The 21485-nt window shown below is 38.7% G+C and carries 15 protein-coding genes; 10 read left to right on the forward strand and 5 right to left on the reverse strand.

Annotation, left to right across the window (positions count from 1 at the left end; genetic code table 11):
* Window positions 1–8 precede the first annotated feature (8 nt).
* Entirely contained in the window at window positions 9–752 is a 744-nt protein-coding gene (locus tag J7W08_RS03665) for a DUF4386 domain-containing protein (protein ID WP_233085294.1), read from the reverse strand.
* Window positions 753–1262: 510 nt separating this feature from the next.
* Between J7W08_RS03665 and J7W08_RS03670 the strand changes: the two genes are divergently transcribed.
* Together J7W08_RS03670 and J7W08_RS03675 are read left to right on the forward strand one after the other, a co-directional pair.
* Window positions 1263–3518 carry a PAS domain S-box protein gene (locus J7W08_RS03670; RefSeq protein ID WP_259370113.1) on the forward strand — a complete coding sequence of 752 codons (2256 nt, stop codon included), beginning with the start codon at window positions 1263–1265 and terminating at the stop codon, window positions 3516–3518.
* A gap of 266 nt (window positions 3519–3784) precedes the next feature.
* Complete coding sequence (locus J7W08_RS03675; protein ID WP_233085295.1) at window positions 3785–5011, forward strand: ABC transporter substrate-binding protein; 1227 nt, start codon at window positions 3785–3787, stop codon at window positions 5009–5011.
* A 197-nt stretch (window positions 5012–5208) separates the two neighbouring features.
* Here J7W08_RS03675 and J7W08_RS03680 read toward each other — a convergent pair whose 3' ends face one another.
* Both J7W08_RS03680 and msrA read right to left on the reverse strand, forming a co-directional pair.
* On the reverse strand, window positions 5209–5364 hold the full coding sequence (locus J7W08_RS03680; RefSeq protein WP_233085296.1) for a hypothetical protein: 156 nt from the start codon (window positions 5362–5364) through the stop codon (window positions 5209–5211).
* Between the two features lie 156 nt (window positions 5365–5520).
* Window positions 5521–6027: a peptide-methionine (S)-S-oxide reductase MsrA gene (gene msrA, locus J7W08_RS03685; RefSeq protein WP_233085297.1), complete on the reverse strand. Its 507-nt coding sequence runs from the start codon at window positions 6025–6027 to the stop codon at window positions 5521–5523.
* 320 nt (window positions 6028–6347) lie between these two features.
* Here msrA and J7W08_RS03690 point away from each other — a divergent pair, with 320 nt between their 5' ends.
* Window positions 6348–8324 (forward strand): DUF2341 domain-containing protein, encoded by a 1977-nt coding sequence (locus J7W08_RS03690; RefSeq protein ID WP_233085298.1) that lies wholly within the window; start codon window positions 6348–6350, stop codon window positions 8322–8324.
* 112 nt (window positions 8325–8436) lie between these two features.
* On the opposite strand, the gene J7W08_RS03695 is transcribed toward J7W08_RS03690, so the two are convergent.
* Together J7W08_RS03695 and J7W08_RS03700 are read right to left on the reverse strand one after the other, a co-directional pair.
* Window positions 8437–9222 carry an NYN domain-containing protein gene (locus J7W08_RS03695; RefSeq protein ID WP_233085299.1) on the reverse strand — a complete coding sequence of 262 codons (786 nt, stop codon included), beginning with the start codon at window positions 9220–9222 and terminating at the stop codon, window positions 8437–8439.
* Window positions 9223–9236: 14 nt separating this feature from the next.
* Window positions 9237–10886: a hypothetical protein gene (locus tag J7W08_RS03700; protein WP_233085300.1), complete on the reverse strand. Its 1650-nt coding sequence runs from the start codon at window positions 10884–10886 to the stop codon at window positions 9237–9239.
* Between the two features lie 238 nt (window positions 10887–11124).
* Here J7W08_RS03700 and hsdR point away from each other — a divergent pair, with 238 nt between their 5' ends.
* From hsdR to J7W08_RS03735, 7 genes are all read left to right on the forward strand, one after another.
* Window positions 11125–13413, forward strand: coding sequence for an EcoAI/FtnUII family type I restriction enzme subunit R (hsdR, locus tag J7W08_RS03705; protein WP_233085301.1), 2289 nt, complete (start codon window positions 11125–11127; stop codon window positions 13411–13413).
* A gap of 31 nt (window positions 13414–13444) precedes the next feature.
* Complete coding sequence (locus J7W08_RS03710; RefSeq protein WP_233085302.1) at window positions 13445–14893, forward strand: N-6 DNA methylase; 1449 nt, start codon at window positions 13445–13447, stop codon at window positions 14891–14893.
* Window positions 14890–16593: a restriction endonuclease subunit S gene (locus J7W08_RS03715; protein ID WP_233085303.1), complete on the forward strand. Its 1704-nt coding sequence runs from the start codon at window positions 14890–14892 to the stop codon at window positions 16591–16593. The genes J7W08_RS03710 and J7W08_RS03715 overlap by 4 nt, the downstream gene beginning before the upstream one ends.
* Window positions 16594–16712: 119 nt before the next feature.
* Window positions 16713–17609, forward strand: coding sequence for a HamA C-terminal domain-containing protein (locus J7W08_RS03720; protein WP_233085304.1), 897 nt, complete (start codon window positions 16713–16715; stop codon window positions 17607–17609).
* A gap of 1 nt (window position 17610) precedes the next feature.
* On the forward strand, window positions 17611–20181 hold the full coding sequence (locus J7W08_RS03725; RefSeq protein ID WP_233085305.1) for a DEAD/DEAH box helicase: 2571 nt from the start codon (window positions 17611–17613) through the stop codon (window positions 20179–20181).
* 109 nt (window positions 20182–20290) lie between these two features.
* Window positions 20291–20911, forward strand: coding sequence for a magnesium transporter (locus tag J7W08_RS03730; RefSeq protein WP_233085306.1), 621 nt, complete (start codon window positions 20291–20293; stop codon window positions 20909–20911).
* Window positions 20908–21468, forward strand: coding sequence for a magnesium transporter (locus J7W08_RS03735; RefSeq protein ID WP_233085307.1), 561 nt, complete (start codon window positions 20908–20910; stop codon window positions 21466–21468). The genes J7W08_RS03730 and J7W08_RS03735 overlap by 4 nt, the downstream gene beginning before the upstream one ends.
* Window positions 21469–21485 lie beyond the last annotated feature (17 nt).

A 21485-nucleotide genomic window follows, 5' to 3' on the forward strand; every position in this document is an offset into this window, starting at 1 on the left:
TGATTTTGTCATGTTATCTCGTCTATATCTGTTTTTACAGTCGTGGAATCGATTGCAGATGGATTGAATCCTTTAAAGATTAGCCATATCGAGAGCATGATCTCAGCCACAGCGATAGGAAGGGCAAAGATGAGCTCCAATCCCACTTCTGAAATTCCAGTAAACATGTCAATATTGATCAGTACAGAACCGGTCAACAAAGCTATGGCAGCAATAAATCCCCAGGCCGATATGAATCGTGGAACAAGTTTTGACTTATATAATGCATAATAAAGAATCAGGGACCCTAAAGCAAAAGCAATATGATAGATCAGTCCCTGTGTGCCAGCCCAGTGATTTACTGACTGTATCGAACTGCCTATGTATTGAAAATATGAAGCATCCACTCCTCCTTTGCTCAGATAATCCTGGCTTAGATTGACCAGTGACAGCTTACTGATATAAGCAACACTTAAAAGTGCAGCCTCAAACAATCTGAAAACAACATACCCCAGAGCCAGGACTTCATTGTGTCTTTTTAAGACGGGGAACAAGAGCAATGATAAGAGAACTACTGCAGGAACACCTGTAAACTCCAGTAGTATTCCAGTTATCACAACTGTTTTGTTTGGATAAGCATTATCCAGGTAATCCGGAGAATCTAGAATAGGTTTGTAAAGAGCTTCTCCAACAAAAAGCATGACGATAGCAAATATGAACAATACTCCCACAATTATTGCAGTCTTTCTGCTTGAATCCATTCTTTCTTGCATCTAATACCACTTCCCCCTTATAAAAGGGGGTTGGGCAACTATTTAAAATTTTGGATGTGTTCTATTTTCCGAAATCGAGTTGTCCTTCCAGGCAGTAAGGAGGTTGTATAAATACCCTAAGAATCTCCAAGAGATCCAATGCAGGCAAAAAATGGGGGAAGATGTTTTTCTCGAAAGGTATTTTGCATTAAATGAAGCAGAATATTAGGAGTTATAAACCGTTTACTCTCAATGCTTATGTAAAGGGGAGGTTGGATATGATCAAAAAGGAATCCAATAGAAGATATACTTAAATTTAGAACTAAATAAATAAGAAAATTGGTTTAAATATATTGAATAAACTTTTATGAAAATATTAAATCAATATGATATCGATACCAGATATGGAATTTGTATCTAATACAAAAAAAACATTTATATTGGAACTTATGTATGCCATATAATATATTTATTGAAGTATGCTTCAATAAGTGAAAAAATTTTATTAATATACTTCAAAAAAAAGGTGTTATGGTGGATTTTGGAATTGAAGATAGAAATGATAATGATCTTTTTTTCAAAGATGATGCTATAGCATTAAATCTTTTTGAACAAAGTCCCATAGGAATGGCTTTTATAAGTCCAAGGGGAAAATGGCTCAAAGTTAATCCATTTTTATGTAACTTGCTTGGCTACTCAGAATCAGAGCTACTTCAATTAGATTTTCAAAAAATCATACATCCGGATGACCTCAAAGAGAATATAACTCATTTGAATAGGATGCTGGATGGAGATATTGATATTTACAAAACTGATAACAGGTACGTCCATAAGGATGGCAACTTGATATGGACAAAGCTAATTGTCTATCCCTTCAGGGATCAGGAGAATGAACAACTGTATTTCGTGGCTCAGATAGAAGATATAACTGAATACAAATTAGCCGAAAAAGCTCTTGAAGAGTCTGAAAGAAAGTTCAAAGATCTATTCAATTATTCTCGTGATGCTATAATCATACATGATATGGATTTCAACATTCTGGAAGTTAATGAAAGAGCATCTTATTATCTGGGTTATAGCAAGGATGAACTGCTTCAGATGTCAATTTCCAATTTAACCAGTGACGATTGTAGATCACGAATTGCCAGCATCAGTGAGGATCTGATCGAGGGGAGATATTCGCATTTTGATTCGATTGCCACCAGAAAGGATGGTTCTGAATTTCTGTATGAAGCAAGTCTACGCTTAATAGATTATCAGAATAACCCAGCGATTCTGGTGATTGCTCGTGACATCACTGAACGCAAAGAATATGATAATTTATTAAAAGAATCAGAACAAAAGTTCAGGAACCTGTTCGAGAGTGCTAATGATAGCATATTCATCAATGATCTTGAAGGCAATTTCCTTGAGGTCAATGAGGTAATATGCAAAAATTTGGGTTATACTCGAGAAGAAATGATGAGCTTGAATCCCCGGGACTTGATCTCCAAAGAGGATATAGGAAAACTTGCAGGAAGAATAGATGAGCTGAAGAAGAAAGAAAATTCCATATTCGAGATAGTACATGTTCGAAAGGATGGATCAACTATCCCAACCGAGACCAGTGCAAAGATCATCGAATATTCAGGCAAAAAGGCCATACTCAGTACAGCCCGGGACATTACAAAAAGAAAACGAGCAGAGGAGATGCTCCAGATAAGTGAAGGAAGATATCGCGCCCTGTTCCAGTATAACCACGCTGTGATGCTCATGATCGACCCGGATACCAGCGACATCGTGGACGCAAACCCTTCTGCATGCTCATATTATGGCTACAACAGAAAAGAGCTCACACACATGAAGATAACCGATATCAACATGTCTTCAAAAGAGCAAGTCTTCGAAGAGATAAAAAATGCAAGATATGAAAAAAGAAAACAATTTTTCTTCACCCACAGACTGTCCAGCGGGGAAATGCGCAATGTGGAGGTCTACAGTTGCCCAGTAATGATCAATGAAAAAGAGGTTCTTTACTCGATAATTCACGATATCACTGACCGCAAAAAAGCAGAGGGTGAGCTTCTCAATGCTAAAATAGAAGCAGAGTCAGCCAATAGGGCCAAGAGTGGGTTCCTTGCCAATATGAGCCATGAGCTGAGAACTCCTTTAAATTCAGTAATAGGGTTTTCAGATATACTGTTGACAGAGTCTTTCGGGCCGCTTAATAAAAAGCAATTAAGATATGCAAACAATATCTCTAAAAGCGGCAGACTTCTCCTGGAACTTATTAATGATATTCTTGATCTCTCAAAAGTAGAATCTGGAAAAATGGAGCTTTACATTGAAGAGTTCCGTATCTCTGATGTAATATATGAGGTAAAAATGGTTTTGACTCCTCAGGCTTCAGATAAAAACATCGGTATTGTGTATGATATCGCTACAGAACTGAAAACCATAAAAGCTGATAGAACAAAGTTCAAGCAGATCCTTTTCAACCTTGTGAACAATGCTATAAAGTTCACACCTGAAAATGGTTTTGTCTATGTTAATGTTCAACCTGTAAGAGACAAATTGCAAATTAGTGTTAGAGACACGGGCATAGGAATACCAAAAGAAGACCAGGATAAACTATTCCAACCTTTTATACAACTTAGCAATTTCGAATCCAGAGAACAATCCGGAACCGGTCTGGGACTTTCCATTGTAAAACGATTCGTGGAAATGCACGGAGGTAAAATTTGGGTTGAAAGCGAACCTGGAATTGGTAGTACATTTATCTTTACAATTCCTCCAAATAATGAGTAAGTCATATTTTTCTAATTTTTTCGAGTTATATACATCCACTACTTATTTTGCAAACAGTACGATTCTACCTCCGATAATTACCAAATCTCTCCTCAACTTTGATGATTTATACAAAGACTAAAAAGAGGTTATTTAAAAAACAAAATCCTGATCACTGATCCAAAAGCTAATAAATAAAAATCGAAATATATAAATATAGACATTGTGTATTAACTGAATGTGATTTTATGAAAAGAACGGCGCTTTTTTTAATAAGTATACTACTGATGGCAACTTTTCTGTCAGGTTGTGTTGAATCGACCGGCGGAGCTACCAGTGAATCTGAGGATATAACAATTGGAGCTCTTTTACCGCTTACAGGAGACCTTTACTCTATCGGAGAAGCGAGCCAGACAGCACTTGAAGTATCAGCAGATGATATCAACAACTACTTCTCAGGACTTGGTTCCGGAAAGAACGTGAATGTAATTGTAAAGGATACCGAAAGTGATCCTGAGATGGCTTTAGAGCAGCTCAAGGAACTTGATGAAATGGGGATAACGCTAGTTATCGGTCCACAGTCAAGCAATGAAGCAGAAGCTGTTCTGGAATATGCAAACGAGAATGGGATAACTCTTCTGAGTACCGCATCAACAGCTTCATCTTTAGCTATTCCTGATGATAATCTTTTCAGGCTTGTACCTGATGACACTAACCAGGGATTGTCATTGGCTAAATTCATGCAGGAAGATGGCATCAATACTGTGATCCCTATGTACAGGAATGATGTGTGGGGTAATGGAATCTCTGATGAGGTTCGAAAAAGCTTTGAGGGCCTTGATGGCACAGTGCTTGAGGGAGTTACGTATGAAACAGAAAATGCGGATTTTTCCGCAGAAGTAGAGTCACTCAATGAAAAGGTAGTAGCGGCCACTTCAGAATACGATGCAGGATCCATAGCTGTGGTCTTGTGTTCCTATGGCGAAGTAACAGAGATCTTTGCTTTAGCCCGGAACTATCCTGCACTATCAGATGTCAATTGGTATGGAACTGACGGCATAGCGCTGAACAAGAACTTGATCAACGATAATGATGCAGCCAGTTTTGCTGCAACAACCAATATCAAGGCATCAATGTACGGTTACATAAGGGAAAATGACAGGTATAAGGAGATAGCACCCAGGATCGAAGAACAACTTGGAAGACTTCCTGAGTCTTACGCATTAACAACATATGACGCTCTCTGGATAGCTACATTTGTTGATCTGGATTCAATTCCAAATGACGATGAAAGTGTAAAAAGGGCAATGAAAACCCTTACAGATTCGCACTTTGGAATAAGCGGATGGACAATACTCGATGAGAACGGAGATCGGAAATACTGGAACTATGACATCTGGACGGTCACTGAAGAAGATGGAAGTTACCAGTGGGAGCTATGCGGCAAGATTATTCTGCCATATGAGGACAATATGCTCATTATGCAGGGTGAAGAACTTGGCTTTGCTCAATGAATGATGGTGTGTTTCCACCATCTTTTTTTATTTTTAGTTTATTCCACATATTTGTCAGGCGAAAGGAGTTCTGGCATATGGAAGCTGAAAAGGCTTATTGTGGGTGATGTTTCGGAGTATAGTAATCTGTGGGGAATGGTCCACACGTATTTTTGATGCTATGCAGTTAAGAGAGTACAATCCTGAAACTATGATCATCAATTAAATAATTGGGTTTCCGTAACATGCTTTTCTTTATGAGTAAACTCCTTTTCGAAATCTTCAACCTCTTCTTCCGTGACCTCAAAAGAGTCTGATGCGAAAAATTTCCCGGATACCGGCCCTAGGCTTCCTTTGTGGAGTTCCAGTGCCATGAAAGCATCGAAGTTCTCACCGGTAGGGGTTTGAACGTTATACTCACCGGCATTTGTGAAACCAAACCTCTTATAGTAATCAGGATCGCCAAAGATAAAAAGCCGTTTAGTCTGAATGCTGATGTTAGAAGAGGGCAGACGTCTTCTGATCAGAGATCATTTTATGATCTCTCCGCCGGAGGCAGTTTTTTCGAAATATTGCTGGTGGTATTCCTTTGCCCTAAAAAATCTTGCAGCAGGACGTATCTCGGTGATTATGTCCTTCTTGAATTTCCCGGATCTCTCTATATCTCTTTTTGAAAGTGTTGCAAGGGACTTCTGCTCATCGTTATGATAAAAAATAACAGAACCATATTGACCTGTTATTTTTTCCCCTTTCTCATCGGGAACCGTTGGGTTATGCAGTTCCCAGAACAATTCCAGAAGCTTTTCATAAGGCACAACCTTCGGATCATAAACGATCTGGACAACTTCGAAGTGTCCGGTATCTCCCACACTTACTTCTTCATAGGTGGGATAATCAAGTTCTCCTCCCATGTAGCCGACTGCAGTCCCGACAACACCCCGAACCCTACGAAAAATGTCTTCTGCTATCCAGAAACTCCCCGCAGCAAAAGTGGCTACCTCATATCCTTCGTTCCTTAGCTTCTCAAAAAGCTCCATTGTACCATCGGTAAATGTAATTCCCCCATTGTCACGTTGGTGAATTCTTTAAGGTCTATTTTGAGTCCTTAGTTTATAATTGAGTTCTTGGAAGCAATAAATATTGGGTTTGCAGGGAGTTAAAAAAGATTAAAGAAAGGGATATTGTCCCCAGCTAACCTATTTTTGTCCTTTATACTCTTCATAGTACCTCTATAAGCAATGCTTATCTTCCTGGGCGTGAGCAGCTCCATGTTCCTTGACCATGGCTTCAGCCAGACCCCGAGTTAACACATATAATATAAATGAAGACAGAGCAATAAATAAGATAGGTGAGTTGTATGAAAAGAAATATAATCTTAGTTCTGCTCATTTCCATAACTCTTTTGACCGGAATGATGGGTACAGGTCTTGCTCTTTCCAATGCGGGAGGGGGAGAATGGAATTTCTCAGAAGAAATGACGATAAAAGAGAACTCTGGCAAGGATCTAACCAATTACCAGATACAGGTTCTGCTGGATCCTTCAAATTTCGATTTCTCAAAAGCAAACCCGGATGGGTCAGATATCAGATTTTTCATAAATGACAGGCAATTGTATCATTGGATCGAAGAGTGGGATGCTGGATCAGAGAGTGCTATAGTATGGATCAAGGTTCCTTCAATTCCCGCTAATGGAATGACAGATGTGACAATGCATTATGGAAATCCGGCTGCAACTGGTATTAGCAATGGTGCTTCCACGTTCGATTTCTTTGATGATTTTGTCGAATCGCGCCTAGGCATTGCGAACTGGAGATCACATACAAATGCCGGAGGAGATATTGAAATTGGCAATGGGATCCTCAGATTGGTAAACCCAGTAAAACACCCCACGGATTTTGCAAAAATAACTTCCAAGGATGCATTTGGGATAAACTCAATGTTCGTTGTCAAGAGAATGAAGGTTACTACAGGATCCGAACCAATAGGTCCGTTGCTGGAGCAGGGACTTCTTGATCCGCAAGACGAAAGCGAAAATAGGATAATCCTTCGTACGGAACTCGCCAATGAGAGTAAGGTTTCATGGACTCTTACCAGTGATGACGATAAGTTCAAGTCAAGAGACCTGACAAACCTTGGTATTGCGGAGGGGACATGGTATACATCAGGTATTGCATGGTATCAGGACGGTGATTTCAAAAACGTTTCATGGTTCAAGAACGGAGTAAGAGATACAAGGATGGATTATTCCTATTACATTGAAAATGAAGATGAAACTATAATTGACCACATTCCGGATACTGAATTGAAATTATACCTGTATTCAACTACAGCCAGCACCATAAATAATATGGGCTATATGGCTGTGGATTATGCAATTGTACGTAAATATACGCCACAGGAGCCAACCGTTTTCCTGCCCGGAGAGGTCATTGCGCAAGAGCCTGAGCCCTTGCCGGAAAGTGATGTACAGGTCCCTCAGCCCATTTTAAAAGATATTAATATGCCTGCCTCTGAAGCTGGAAAACAAGCAATATTTATCTTTGAGCCTTATTCTGACGACAGATCGATTTCTGTTATAAACGATCTGAAGGACAGTGGCATAAACACAGTTTTCCTGAGAACGGACATCAACAATATCTGGAGCTCTGAGAGATTCATAAAATCGGCTCATGAAAATGCCATCACTGTCCATGCAATGATCCTTGATGAAAAGAAGGACTTCGTGGATGGAAGTGGCGAAAGTTCAATTGAGGCGGTCGAGGCAGTCCTTGATTACAACACGAAATCACTTGCAGGATTTGATGGCATATACATAAGCCTGAAAACCTGCGATCCTGCTGAACTGGAACAGGTGTGTCAGGAAAATGAACAGCTTCTGGAAGCCATCCATGAAAGAACAGCTGGAAATGTATTATTAGTTGCAGGAATTCCGGCATCTTATGACAGATCAGCTATAGAGAACATTACGCCAAATGTTGATCTCTTTGTTCTAATGGCCCATGACATGGATGAGCTCGAGCTAACAGCTGAAGAAATAGAGGACTCTGTTGCTTCAAAAATGGGAGAGATCCGAGGAGCTGAAGAATATGCCCTGATCACAGTTGTCGTAAGCGAAGGATCCGATGATGCAGAAGTCAATGAACTGTTGAACAGTCTATACGCCTACTACTCTGATGATCCCGCATTCCTGGGTGTTTCTCTTCTAATGCATGAAGACCTTCAAGAAGTCATAGAGGCTTCAGCCCCTGCCGAAGATAAGGGAACACCAGGATTTGAAGCTATATTTGCGATCATTGGTTTGCTATCGATCGCATATAGACTGAGAAAGCAATGAGGTCGTTGGGATAATAGGAATAGCTGAAAATGTGGATGGGATGGATATTTGGGGGAGAATCTTCCAATTATCCATTCCTTAAGCTTTATTGGAGCAAGAAAGATTAATTACATTACTTCTTTTTATTTGCTCTGCTGTCTCTAACATAAATTTGGATATTGTTTCCAGAATCATGTAGATCTTGCTTGTTTATCTCGAATAGGTCAATTGCTGTGATAAGATCACTTAGTTTCTTATATCCATAGTTTCTAGAATCAAAATCTGATTCTCTTTTCATTGCATTTTGGCCAACATTACCCAAATCAGCCCATCCTTCCTCATTGGCAGAGTCTTCAATTGCACTTCTCAACAAATTCACAAGTTTTGTATTGCCTTTTAGTTTGTTTTTACTCCACTTTTTACTGCTAGTTGAATTTGTTGTTGCTACTTTCTCTCCTCCACCCTCATCATCTTCCTTTCGAAGGTTTTCAATATATATGAACTTATTACAGGCGGCTCTAAATGCTTCAGGGGTTTTCTTTTCTCCAAACCCATATACAAAGGAACCGGATTCGCGCAACCGTTGACATAGTTTAGTGTAGTCACTATCACTCGATACAATGCAAAAGCCATCTATGTCTTTAGTATAAAGCAGGTCCATTGCATCGATGATCAATGCACTGTCGGTTGCATTCTTTTTTGCTGTATAGCAAAATTGCTGTATTGGTTGTATTGAATATGTATGAAGTGTTTCTTTCCAGGGAACAAGCTGGGGACCGGTCCAATCTCCATAAAGTCGTTTGACATTTGCAACACCATACTTTGCAATTTCATCAAATAACCCTTTTACAATTGATGCCTGAGCATTATCTGCATCTATCAGCACAGCGAGTTTATTTTGTGATTCATTCTTTTCCATGTACTCCCCCCAGTTTAATATTCGTATGAAAGTGCTTCTCCAAATACATCTTTCAAAATATGCTTGGCCAACTCAATTCTAAAGAATAAAATAAAATGATCACTTCTATTTGCTCTATCTCTTTTAAGAATATCCAAATAGTCTTTAAATTTTTCTTTAGATATTTCGGAAAGTTCGTCAAAACCAATGTACAACAATTCAGACCAATTTTCTTTAAGTAGCACGTTTCTAAGATCGTTTTTTAACGTAATTTCTAGATATTTTGGTATTTCTGATTCGGTATCAATATATTTGACCAGATTCTTTGTTTCCGGACTAAAGTGATTGTGCAGGATCTTACAAACCGGTTTTTCTGTATCTTTCAGATATTCCAGCATTTTTGGAAAGTCTGTGATGCTTTCTAATATCTCTAAAAGCTGTTTCAGAATATCAAACTGGTATGTTATTCCTTGATCATAGAAACTGAACGAACTTCTTTTAGGAGCATTGTCATCACCAAATAATGATTCAACTGAAAAACTTCTAGTAAAATACATTTCTTTATATTTGTTGAATATTACTGACATGAGTTCATTTTTTTCAGTTCCATCTACTTTGGTAACGTTTGAAAAGATAATAGTTTCATCAATTAGTTCGTTTTTAGGATATGATCCGGAACTTGCCAGGTCACCAATTGTTAAGAACAAAAGCTTTTCCATAACTGGATCGAATGTTCCCGTGAGAATATGTTCATATGGTTTACTATCCCCTAGTTCCCATTTTTCACAAAGAAATTCTCCGAGGGCTGATGGGGAGCTTTTTATAAGTAATAGGATTGGTGTAATTAGGCAATTCTGTTGCCATTTATTATAGTAGGTTTTTAAGGCACTATGGCAGGTCTTCAAACTCGGATATTTCTTAAAAACATCTTCGTTCAGTGATTCTATTTTTGTTATAGATTCGTTGATATTATTGTTATCGAAATCCAGGACAGGCATTTTTAACATTATCTGTACTGGATAGAATTGATTTATTTTCAATCCTTTTTCAGAATCAATTCTTTCAATTTTTCTTTGCACATAGATGCTAAAAGAATCAATGTCCCCATCTGTCATTTCTGCTACAATTTCCGGATATGTTTTACCAGCTTTTATTAGTTTTTCTATAGAGAAATCGGTATAAATTGTTCTGCTATTAAGATAATCTTTGAATAGGAGAGATGCTTCTGATTCTTCCCAGGAAAAAAGATCAAAGACCTTTTCCGGAATCGCATCTTTCTCATTAAGTGTTTTTCTTATAAGGTCTTCATTTATTCTTGATTGAATGTAATCGTATCCGAAGATTCGAACTGTATTTTTGATGTCTGAATTATCAAGAACAATTCTTATGATCTTCTTAAATGATTTCAGATCAGAGTTCAGATAAAAATACTTGGTTTCATTTTTCTGTCGAGGTGGTTTCCTCATCTCAAAAGAAAATATACCCATCTTCTCATATTTGTTACATACTTCCTTGGCATGAACTCGGGAAATGGTACCTTCAAGATCCTTTTCAATTTTTGCAGGATATGAATAAAAGTGAGATTCGGTCGCATTTTCGCTTCCAAGCACATCACTTTCTTTCATAATGAAATAATCAATTACTAACAAATCCTTCTCTGTAATATTATATCTTTTAGACTCCATGTTTGACCTCCACTTTGATGAGTTAAGCATCGACACTGGTAAGTAGACTTTACTAGTATATATGCTTTACTAGTAAAGTTAGTTTACCACTAGCATGATATGGGGACTGATTGGAGAAATTTGTATTCGTATAGTTGGAGCAGGAACTTGAATTAATTATTTATATCAAAATTTATATTCTAAGTTACAAAGTAATACATATTATCTTTATTCTGATACCATTATTGGAAGCTGGAAAATGGATGAAATTAACAAAAATGAACTGAGTGAAAGGGATATTTGCACCAAATTCATCACTCCGGCTATCGATAAAGCAGGATGGAACCTTCATACACAGGTACGTGAGGAAGTACCACTTACCAACGGGAGAATAATTGTCAGTGGTCAGACAGTTTCCCGTGGCAAGAACAAGCGTGCTGATTACATTCTATATCATAAACCCAATATTCCAATTGCTGTTGTTGAAGCGAAGAATAACAAATTTGAAGTGGGTGAAGGCATGCAGCAGGCCCTTGGCTATGCTGATATGGTGGATGTTCCTTTTGCTTTCAGCTCCAATGGTGATGCTTTCCTGTTCCATGATCGTTCAGGAAACTCCGATAAGATCGAACAGGAACTTTCTCTTGATCAATTTCCGTCACCGGAGGAACTCTGGGAATCCTACTGCAGGTGGAAAGGGATTGATAATGCTGATAATAAGTTGGTTGAACAGGATTATTATCCCAGTTTCGCAGGCAAGAGTCCACGATATTATCAGATAAATGCCATTAACAGAACTATTGATGCTATCTCAAAGGGTCAGGACCGCATTCTACTGGTTATGGCAACCGGAACCGGTAAGACATACACAGCTTTTCAGATCATCTGGAGGTTGTGGAAATCAAAGACGAAGAAACGTATTCTTTTCCTTGCAGACAGGAACATTTTGGTTGATCAGGCCAAGACCAATGACTTCAAGCCGTTTGGTTCTGCAATGACTAAAATAAGTAAGAGACAGGTTGACAAGTCCTATGAGATCTATCTCTCACTATATCAGGCTGTAACCGGCAATGAAGAAGAGAAGAACATCTACAAGCAGTTCTCAAGGGATTTCTTTGATCTTGTAGTTGTGGATGAATGTCACCGTGGAAGTGCTGACGAGAATTCTGCGTGGAGAGAGATCTTGGAATACTTTGATTCCGCTACGCAGATCGGTATGACAGCCACTCCAAAGGAAACGGAGACTGTATCCAATATTCACTATTTCGGTGAGCCGATCTATACCTATTCGCTTAAGCAGGGGATTGAAGACGGTTTCCTTGCTCCTTACAAGGTCATTCGTATCGACCTTGACAAGGATATTCAGGGATGGAGACCTCAAAAAGGGAAGCGGGACAAATATGGCAGAGAAATAATCGACCGTATCTATAATCAACAGGATTTCGACCGTGAGATCGTTCTCGAGCAGAGGACTGAAGTGGTCGCTAAAAAGGTAACTGAGCTTCTCAAAGCAACAGACAGGTACGGTAAAACCATTGTCTTCTGTGAGAACATTGATCACGCTGAGAGAATGCGACAGGCTCTTGTTAATGAGAATCCTGATCTTTCACAGAACAGCAAATATGTGATGAGAATTACCGGCGATGAAAAGGAAGGAAAGGCTGAACTGGACAATTTCATCATACCTGAGAACCGCTACCCCGTCATTGCTACCACATCCAAGCTTCTGAGTACTGGTGTGGATGTGCAGACGTGCAAACTTATTGTTCTTGATAAACAGATCAAGTCCATGACCGAGTTCAAGCAGATCATAGGGCGTGGAACTCGTATAAATGAAGATTATAATAAATTCTATTTCACGATCATGGATTTCAGAAATGCGACAGAAAGGTTTGCAGATCCTGGTTTTGATGGTGAACCGGTCGAGGTTTACAAAGGATCAGGAACTAAACCACTTCGCCCAAACATGCCAACCCAGAAGATCAAGCCCTATAAGGTCGATGATGTGGGCGTTTCCGTCATTGCGGAGAGAGTACAGTACTACGGTTCTGACGGGAAGCTGGTGACGGAATCCATCAAGGATTACACTAAAAATACTATGCTTAAGGAGTTCTCATCTCTTGACCTATTCTTAAAGCACTGGTCAGATACCGGAAAGAAGACCGCCATACTTGAAGAGCTTGAGGACAAAGGCCTGTTGCTGGATGCACTTGCAGAGGAGGTCGGCAGAAATTATGACCCATTCGACATGATCTGCCATGTGGTTTTCGATCAGCCGCCATTGAGCCGCAAGCAGAGGGCGAACAATGTTCGCAGGACTGGCTATTTTGAAAAATACGGAGATCGAGCACGTGATGTTCTTGATGCTCTTCTGGACAAGTATGCAGATGAAGGTATCAAAAACCTTGAGGACCTCGATATTCTCAGAGTGAAACCATTGAGTGATATTGGAACACCTATTGAGATCATTAAGCTCTTCGGGAACAAAGAGAATTTCCTTGAAGCTGTCGAGGAAATGGAAACACAATTATACCTTGCTGAAGCTTAATTGCTGAGCAACGCAGGAAGAGGAAAAAACGATGTCAATTAGTACTACTATCAAGACTATACAGGATATCATGAGGAAGGACGCTGGTGTGGATGGGGATGCACAGCGTATTAGTCAGCTTGTATGGATGCTTTTCCTGAAGATATACGATGACAGGGAAGAAGAATACGAGGCGATGGAAGACAACTATGTGTCTCCTCTCCCTGAGCGGTTGAGGTGGAGGAACTGGGCAAAGAATGCAGAAGGCATAACCGGTGAAGAACTGCTGGATTTCGTGAACAACGATCTTTTCAAGACCCTGAAAGACCTTTCGTTTACTGAGAACTCAGACCCACGTGGCTTTGTGGTGCGTGATGTTTTCGAAGATTCCTACAATTATATGAAAAACGGCACCCTGATCCGTCAGATGGCCAACAAGATCAATGAGATCGACTTTAACGCTTCTAATGACCGCCACCTTTTCGGAGATGTATATGAGAAGATCCTGAAAGACCTCCAGAGTGCCGGAAATGCCGGCGAGTTCTATACTCCAAGGGCTGTTACTGAGTTCATGGTGCAGATGGTGAACCCGAAGATCGGGGAAAAGCTACTGGACCCTGCCTGTGGTACCGGCGGTTTCCTGAAATCCTCTATTGAACACCTGAGAGACAAGGTGGAAAACGTTGAGGATGAACAAATTTTGCAAAATTCCATTCACGGCGTTGAAAAGAAGCCACTCCCACACCTGCTATGCATAACCAATATGCTGTTGCATGGCATCGAGAACCCCGCACAGATCCACAGGGACAACTCACTTGCAAGACCTCTGAGGGATTATAATCCATCCGATAAAGTAGATGTGATCATAACCAATCCTCCATTTGGAGGAACCGAGGAGGACGGAATCGAGTCCGGTTTCCCTACCAACTACCAGACAAGAGAAACAGCCGACCTTTTCCTCGTCCTTATCACCCACCTGCTAAGGGATAATGGACGTGGTGCGATAGTCCTCCCTGACGGAACACTGTTCGGAGAAGGTGTCAAAACTCGCATAAAAGAGAAGTTGCTCAATGAGTGTAACCTTCACACCATTGTACGCCTTCCAAACGGCGTGTTCAATCCTTACACAGGCATCAAGACCAATCTCCTGTTCTTCACCAAAGGAGAGCCTACAAAAGAGATCTGGTACTACGAACACCCCTACCCCGAAGGCTACAAGTCCTACTCCAAGACCAAACCCATGCGAATTCAGGAGTTCGAACCCGAAAAGGCCTGGTGGAATAACCGCGAGGAAACCGAACTCGCCTGGAAGGTCAACATAGACGATATCAAGGCAAACAACTACAACCTCGACATCAAGAACCCCCACGAAGAAGCCATAGACCACGGCGACCCCGAAGAACTCCTTGAGGACTACAAAGCCCTCCTCTCCGAGATCTCCGAAACCCGCAACGCCCTGAAAGCAGAACTCATGGCAGCCCTCGAAGGTAAAAACGCATGAACCCCGAACTCTTTTTCGAGAACTTCGACCTGCTCGCTGAATCCCCAAACGGCATCCAGAAGCTCCGCGAGATGATCCTGCAGATGGCTGTGCAGGGTAAGCTTGTGGAGCAGAATCCTGATGATGAGCCGGCAGGGGTGTTGTTGGGGAAGATAACTGCTGAGAAGGAGAGGTTGGTTAAGGAGAAGAAGATTAGAAAATCTCAGCCGTTATCTGCAATTGAAGAAACAGAGCATCTATTCGAAATTCCAAAAACATGGAAATGGGTAAGATTGGGTAATCTTGGAGATTGGGGGGCCGGAGCAACACCAAATAGGAAAAAAATGGAGTATTATGATGGATCAATTAATTGGTTTAAGTCAGGAGAACTAAATGATGGATACATTACTGATTCAGATGAAAAAATCAACACTCTGGCACTAAAAGAATGTTCCTTAAGGCTTAATAGTCCCGATGATGTTCTTATTGCGATGTATGGTGCAACAATTGGAAAAGTTGCCATACTCAAAACAGAAGGAACAACAAACCAAGCAGTTTGTGCATGTACGTGTTATGATGGATATTACAATGAATACTTATTCTTGCTTTTAAAAGCATATAGAAAACATTTTACTAATCAAGGTTCTGGTGGAGCACAACCAAATATTTCAAGACAAAAGATAATTCACACTGTTTCCCCATTACCACCACTAGAAGAACAAAAACGCATCGTAACTAAAGTAGATCAACTCATGGCACTATGCGACCAGCTCGAATCACTCAAGCAAAAGAAAAACGAAAGCCGCATCCAACTAAACACTTCAGCACTCAACAAAATGCTCGATGCCGGCAGCCCTGAAGAATTTGCAGAACACTGGCAGCTTGTTTGTGAGAACTTCGATCTGCTATATGACGATCTGGATAATGTGGAGAAGCTCAGGCAGGCGATATTGCAGCTTGCAGTGCAGGGTAAGCTTGTGGAGCAGGATGTTAGTGATGAGCCGGCAGGGGTGTTGTTGGGGAAGATTAAGGCTGAGAAGGAGAGGTTGGTGAAGGAGAAGGTAATTAGAAAATCCAAGCCTTTGCCAGAAATCGATGATGAAGATGTCCCATTTAAGATACCAACTAATTGGGAATGGACCATGCTTGGTACCTTATGTTTTAGTGTTGCGGATGGTCCACACTTTTCCCCAAAATATGTAACAAAGGAAGAAGGAATACCTTTCCTTTCTGCTCGGAACGTTAAATTAGGTGGATTTGAACTTGATTCTGTTAAGTACGTATCTCCTGAAGACCACAAAAAGTTTTGTGAACGCATTAAACCAGATAAAGGAGATATACTCTATACAAAAGGAGGCACTACAGGAGTAGCACTTGTTAATGATTTGGATTTTGAATTTAGTGTATGGGTTCATCTTTCCGTTCTTCAAATTGCTAGAAAATATGTAGATTCATATTATCTTGCTTATGCACTCAATTGCCCACTTTGCTATGAGCAATCTCAAAAATTTACTCATGGAAGTTCAAATAGAGATTTAGGTTTAACAAGAATGGTAAAAATACTCCTTCCACTACCGCCACTCAAAGAACAAAAACGCATAGTCGCCAAAGTCGATCAACTCATGGCAATTTGCGACCAGCTTGAAGCAAAAATAAAGCAGGCACAATCGGATAGTGAAAAGTTGGTGGAAGTGGCTGTGAGAGATACTTTGAATGTGTAATCTAATACAAAACGTTGACATGTATGTCAAAGTTGTGTTTTTAGTTTGGTTTAGGTCTCCCACAAAAACACAATAAGTTTAGAAATTATTATATACTACTACTAATTATTTGCATACGGATGCTACCAAAGAAAGAAATTGGACAAGATTTCTTGGATCTTTTTTATCATGAGATCGTTGATTTTGATTTGGAAAATCAAAACAAATTGAATCTCTTTATCCTAAGAATAGATAGCAACAGGTTTGCTTATGATGATTTATTGTATGAACTATATGATAACATTATTACCTTTTCTCTTTCAAGACAGGAACTAGATAACTTTAAAAATAGTCAGGGTGGCAAAAAATATGTTACTGCTCGCGATAAATTTAGAGATTATACTAGTAATGAAGGAGAATTGGGTGAAGTATTACTCTATTGTTTTCTTGAGTCACACCTTAATGCTCCAAAAATAATAACAAAACTTGAAATAAAAACGGCTAATAACGATTATGTAAAAGGGGCAGATGGGGTACATTTGTTAAAGTTAAACTCTAGTGATTTTCAGTTAATTTTTGGAGAATCAAAACTGGATTCTGACTTAAAAAGTGGGATATATGATGCATTTGGCTCAATAATGAAATTTTTAGATGATAAAAAGAATAAAGTTAGATTTGAAACGAATTTGATAAATAGTCAACTAATTAAGGAGTCAGTTGATGATTCAACATATGACTTTTTGAAAAAGATAATAATCCCGTCTGCAAATGAAGATGAGTACAACATAGACAAATCTTTTGGAATCTTTTTAGGTTTTGATATTAAAGTTGATGATGATAAAAAAAAGCTTAGTAACGCAGAATTTCGCCAATATTTAAGAGAAAATACTAAAGATTCAGTTCTCAGTTCTGTTAAAACCATAAAAAAGCAAATAGAAAAAAAAGATCTATGGGGTTACACTTTTTATCTGTATATCGTCCCATTTACAGATTTGAAAGAAATAAGAAAAGACATCATTGAAAAATTGACCACTTAACATGAATGCTACTCTAATTGATAAATTAACCGAAGACGTTCTTGGAGATCAATATTTTAAAGAATTATTCATAAAAGCTTCAAGTTCGTTATCAGCAGAGCTATTTCAGTTGCCAACAAGAGACGTAGAACTTACAGAAAAAGAGTATGTTCATTTGTTGAGATTTGCTGATATTCTTTCAAATTCGTCTGATTCTAAAGCTCGTAATAAATCATATCAAATTATTAGCATATTGAATCATGCGTATAAAGAGGATCCCACTTATCGAACTTATTCAAAAGCTGTTTTTGCTAAGCTAGGAAATTTTCCAGCGATTGAATATCTGGAAAAAAAAGATAGAAACCCTGCAAAATTACCTTTTGATAGAAATTTGGAAAAAACAGCTAAAGAGATTATTCAATCTGTGCCAGATTCAGAAGGATTAGTATTTACAGATGTACAATACGAATTATTCACAAAGCTCAAGAATTCAAAATTATTCAGTTTCTCTGGTCCAACTTCAATGGGAAAGTCGTTCATTATAAAGTCATTTATCAGAGAAGTACTTGGAAATACGCCCAAAGAAAATTTGGTTATAATGGTACCCACGAGAGCATTGATAAACCAATTTACTCTTGATTTAAAAAGTGAGCTTGGTAACTATATTGAAGAATATGGGTATAAAATTGTAACAAATTCTAACGTAAGTGAATTATTAGAAGATAATTCTAATTATGTTTTTATTCTAACACCTGAAAGACTATTAAGCTATTTGTCTAAAAAAGATAATCCTTCATTGGGTTTTATTTTTGTCGATGAAGCACATAAAATAGCATCACAGAAAGATTTGAGAAGTGTAACTGCCTATAAAGCTATTGAAAAAACATTGCAGACATTCACTAATATCAATTTATATTTTGCATCTCCAAATGTATCGAACCCAGAAATTTTTCTAAAAGTATTTAACAAGAATCCCAGCAAAAATTTCCACACAATCGAATCACCAGTATCTCAAAATTTATTTTTCATAAATATGTTAGAATTCTCAGTATCTCATTATATTGATGATTCGATCAAGACATTTCATCCAAAATTACTTACTGACCTTTATGAGACAAATAATCTCATTAAACACTTGGGTAAAAATGATTACAACATCGTTTATTGTAATTCAAAAAATACAACTATAGAAAAATCATTCAGCTTTGCAAATATTATAAGCAAAGAAAATTTTGTAATTTCTCAAGAGACAAAGAAAGCAATTAAACAGATTCAGGATTACATCCATGAAGATTTCTACTTAGCCTCTTTTTTGGAAGTAGGAATTGCATACCATTTTGGAAGTCTTCCTCAATTGGTCCGAAATATTGTAGAGAATCTTTATCGAGATGGTCACATAAAATACCTTTTTTGCACATCTACCTTATTAGAAGGTGTAAACCTTCCGACTAAAAATGTGTTCATACTTGTCAATAAAAATGGTAGATCACAATTTACAGACATTGATTTTTGGAATCTTGCAGGTAGAGCTGGAAGGTTGAAAAAAGAATTATCTGGGAATATATATTGTATTAGAGATGATATTAAAAATTGGAAAAATACAGAAGTATTAGAACAAAAAAATGATATTAAACTCAAACCTACTATCGAGGAAAAAACTGATACTGAAAAAGAGTTAATGAAAATAGAAAAAACACTTCTAAATGAAGATATTAAAGGAACTCTAACAGAAAAAGAAATATTAGAGTACATTGCAAATATTATTTGTATTGATACGCTAAAAATAGATAGTGGATATCAAAGCCCTGTTATACAAAAATTAATTGAAATGAATAAGTCTGAAATAATTTCAATTGCTCATAAAAAAGCAGGAAAATTAAAAGTTCCTCTGGAAGTTTTGAATTCTAATCAATCAATTGATATTGAAATACAAAACAAAGTATACAACTTTATTCTTAAAAGGAAAAATACTTCTTCAGTACTATTACCTCAAAAAGTGGACTATTCTAATTGCTTGAAGGTATTGTCAAAATTTTATGATAATTATGAATGGGATAAGAAGGAGAAAAATCTAAAGAACAAAAATTCGTTGAGCTATTTTGCTTTGCTTATGAACCAATGGATTAATGGGACTTCTCTTAACCAAATAATAAAGGATTCAATAGACTATCATGTAACCAATAAAAAACACATATACATTGCACATAAAGATGCTGGAGAATTTAATAAAAATAATAAAGAACATATTAACGCGCTTATTGGTAGTATTATTGAGGACATTGAAGGGACATTAAGATATTCATTTGAAAAGTATTTCACTCATTATTATATGAGTCTAGTTGAAGTTTTTGGAGAAGAGAACGCTGGGGTAAATTGGTCACAGTTTTTAGAGTATGGTACACAAAACCGTTTATCTATCGCCCTTCAAAATTTAGGAGTTTCTAGACATACTGCAAATTATATTCTACAAAAACATAAAAATGTGCTCATAATTGAGGATAATAAATTGAAGGGGATCAATAAAAATAAACTATTTGCAGATATGAAGAAGACAAATATTGAATATGAGGAGATTAAATCAATTTTTGGTTAAATCATAACTTTGGCTTTTTGAGCTGGTTCACCAAAATTCTTAATCTCCCTCCTCCTAACCTCCCAACCTCTCACAAATCATTTAATACTAATAGTACAAATACCCCAACATGTCTTACAGCTCCCACGCTGAAGAGGACGACGATGTTGAGATCGAGGAAGAATACCTGGGAGATTATGCCAGTATTCGGTCTATTGTGAAAGAGGCATTGCCGTTCCAGATCCTTGCGACGTTAGGAGGAGCTGTGGCTGGTCTTATTCTTGTGGGGATGACTGATGAGCTTGAGCTGATTCCGGGTTTGATCGTCATTTATCCGGCAGTTCTTGGTATGCGTGGGAACATTTCATGCACCCTTGGGTCTCGTCTTGGCAGTGCTATACACATGGGTCTTATTACTAAGATCGAGAACAATCCGGAGCTTACTAATAATATTTTAGGGTCGCTTACGCTTGGTTTTATTCTTTCTGTGGTTCTCGGGATATTAGGGCATGGTATGACAGCCCTGCTGGGGCTTGAAAGTGCGGGAGTTGTATCCCTTACGCTGATCGCTGTGCTTGCAGGGGTGTCCTCAGGGCTCATTCTTGCGGTTATTGCTGTGCTCCTTGCAATAGGCATGTTCAGGTTCGGTTTTGATCCTGACAACGTTGTGACGCCTGCAATTGCGACCATTGGGGACATCGTATCCATGTTCATGCTGTTAATGGCTGCAAAGGTGGTGCTGATGTTATGACCTACTATACCATCGAGAGCATTGTCCGCAGGGGATTGCCTATCCTTTTGCTCACATCACTGCTCGGGCTTACTGCAGGTCAGCTGATGAACTCCCAGATCGAGAATCTGGTAGCCATACCCACCATACTGTTGCTGATACCCGCGCTGATCAAGATCGGCGGCGATACCGGAAGTATGCTGGGTGCAAGGCTGGCTTCGGCGTTCCATATGGGTATCGGTACCACGCACATCCAGAAGAACCCGGTCGTTAAGAACAGCGTCATTGCAGCATTTATCGTCGGGATGTCAGCTTCGGTGTTCCTGAGCGTTATTGCCTGGATGATATGCTGTCTTGGAGAAAATACCTTCAGTTTCTTCACAATATTTACCATATGCATCATTTCCAGCATTTTTGAACTGGTCGCTGTGTTCTCAGCTACCATCGCAATAGCATTCGCATCACACAGATTCGGTATCGATCCCGATGATACTGTAATTCCTATCATCGCAACACTGGGAGATATCGTTGGCATCATTGCTATTTTCACAACGTTACATCTGATGCAGATAATCTAAAAATGATCATGAAAAAC

This window comes from Methanococcoides orientis (genome assembly GCF_021184045.1).
Classification (GTDB): Archaea; Halobacteriota; Methanosarcinia; order Methanosarcinales; family Methanosarcinaceae; genus Methanococcoides; species Methanococcoides orientis.

Coding starts and splice junctions, on each gene's coding strand:
- J7W08_RS03665 (WP_233085294.1), bottom strand. CDS start 752: ATGCAAGAAAGAATGGATTCAAGCAGAAAGACTGCAATAATTGTGGGA.
- J7W08_RS03670 (WP_259370113.1), top strand. CDS start 1,263: ATGGTGGATTTTGGAATTGAAGATAGAAATGATAATGATCTTTTTTTC.
- J7W08_RS03675 (WP_233085295.1), top strand. CDS start 3,785: ATGGCAACTTTTCTGTCAGGTTGTGTTGAATCGACCGGCGGAGCTACC.
- J7W08_RS03680 (WP_233085296.1), bottom strand. CDS start 5,364: ATGGCACTGGAACTCCACAAAGGAAGCCTAGGGCCGGTATCCGGGAAA.
- msrA (WP_233085297.1), bottom strand. CDS start 6,027: ATGGAGCTTTTTGAGAAGCTAAGGAACGAAGGATATGAGGTAGCCACT.
- J7W08_RS03690 (WP_233085298.1), top strand. CDS start 6,348: ATGAAAAGAAATATAATCTTAGTTCTGCTCATTTCCATAACTCTTTTG.
- J7W08_RS03695 (WP_233085299.1), bottom strand. CDS start 9,222: ATGGAAAAGAATGAATCACAAAATAAACTCGCTGTGCTGATAGATGCA.
- J7W08_RS03700 (WP_233085300.1), bottom strand. CDS start 10,886: ATGGAGTCTAAAAGATATAATATTACAGAGAAGGATTTGTTAGTAATT.
- hsdR (WP_233085301.1), top strand. CDS start 11,125: ATGGATGAAATTAACAAAAATGAACTGAGTGAAAGGGATATTTGCACC.
- J7W08_RS03710 (WP_233085302.1), top strand. CDS start 13,445: ATGTCAATTAGTACTACTATCAAGACTATACAGGATATCATGAGGAAG.
- J7W08_RS03715 (WP_233085303.1), top strand. CDS start 14,890: ATGAACCCCGAACTCTTTTTCGAGAACTTCGACCTGCTCGCTGAATCC.
- J7W08_RS03720 (WP_233085304.1), top strand. CDS start 16,713: ATGCTACCAAAGAAAGAAATTGGACAAGATTTCTTGGATCTTTTTTAT.
- J7W08_RS03725 (WP_233085305.1), top strand. CDS start 17,611: ATGAATGCTACTCTAATTGATAAATTAACCGAAGACGTTCTTGGAGAT.
- J7W08_RS03730 (WP_233085306.1), top strand. CDS start 20,291: ATGTCTTACAGCTCCCACGCTGAAGAGGACGACGATGTTGAGATCGAG.
- J7W08_RS03735 (WP_233085307.1), top strand. CDS start 20,908: ATGACCTACTATACCATCGAGAGCATTGTCCGCAGGGGATTGCCTATC.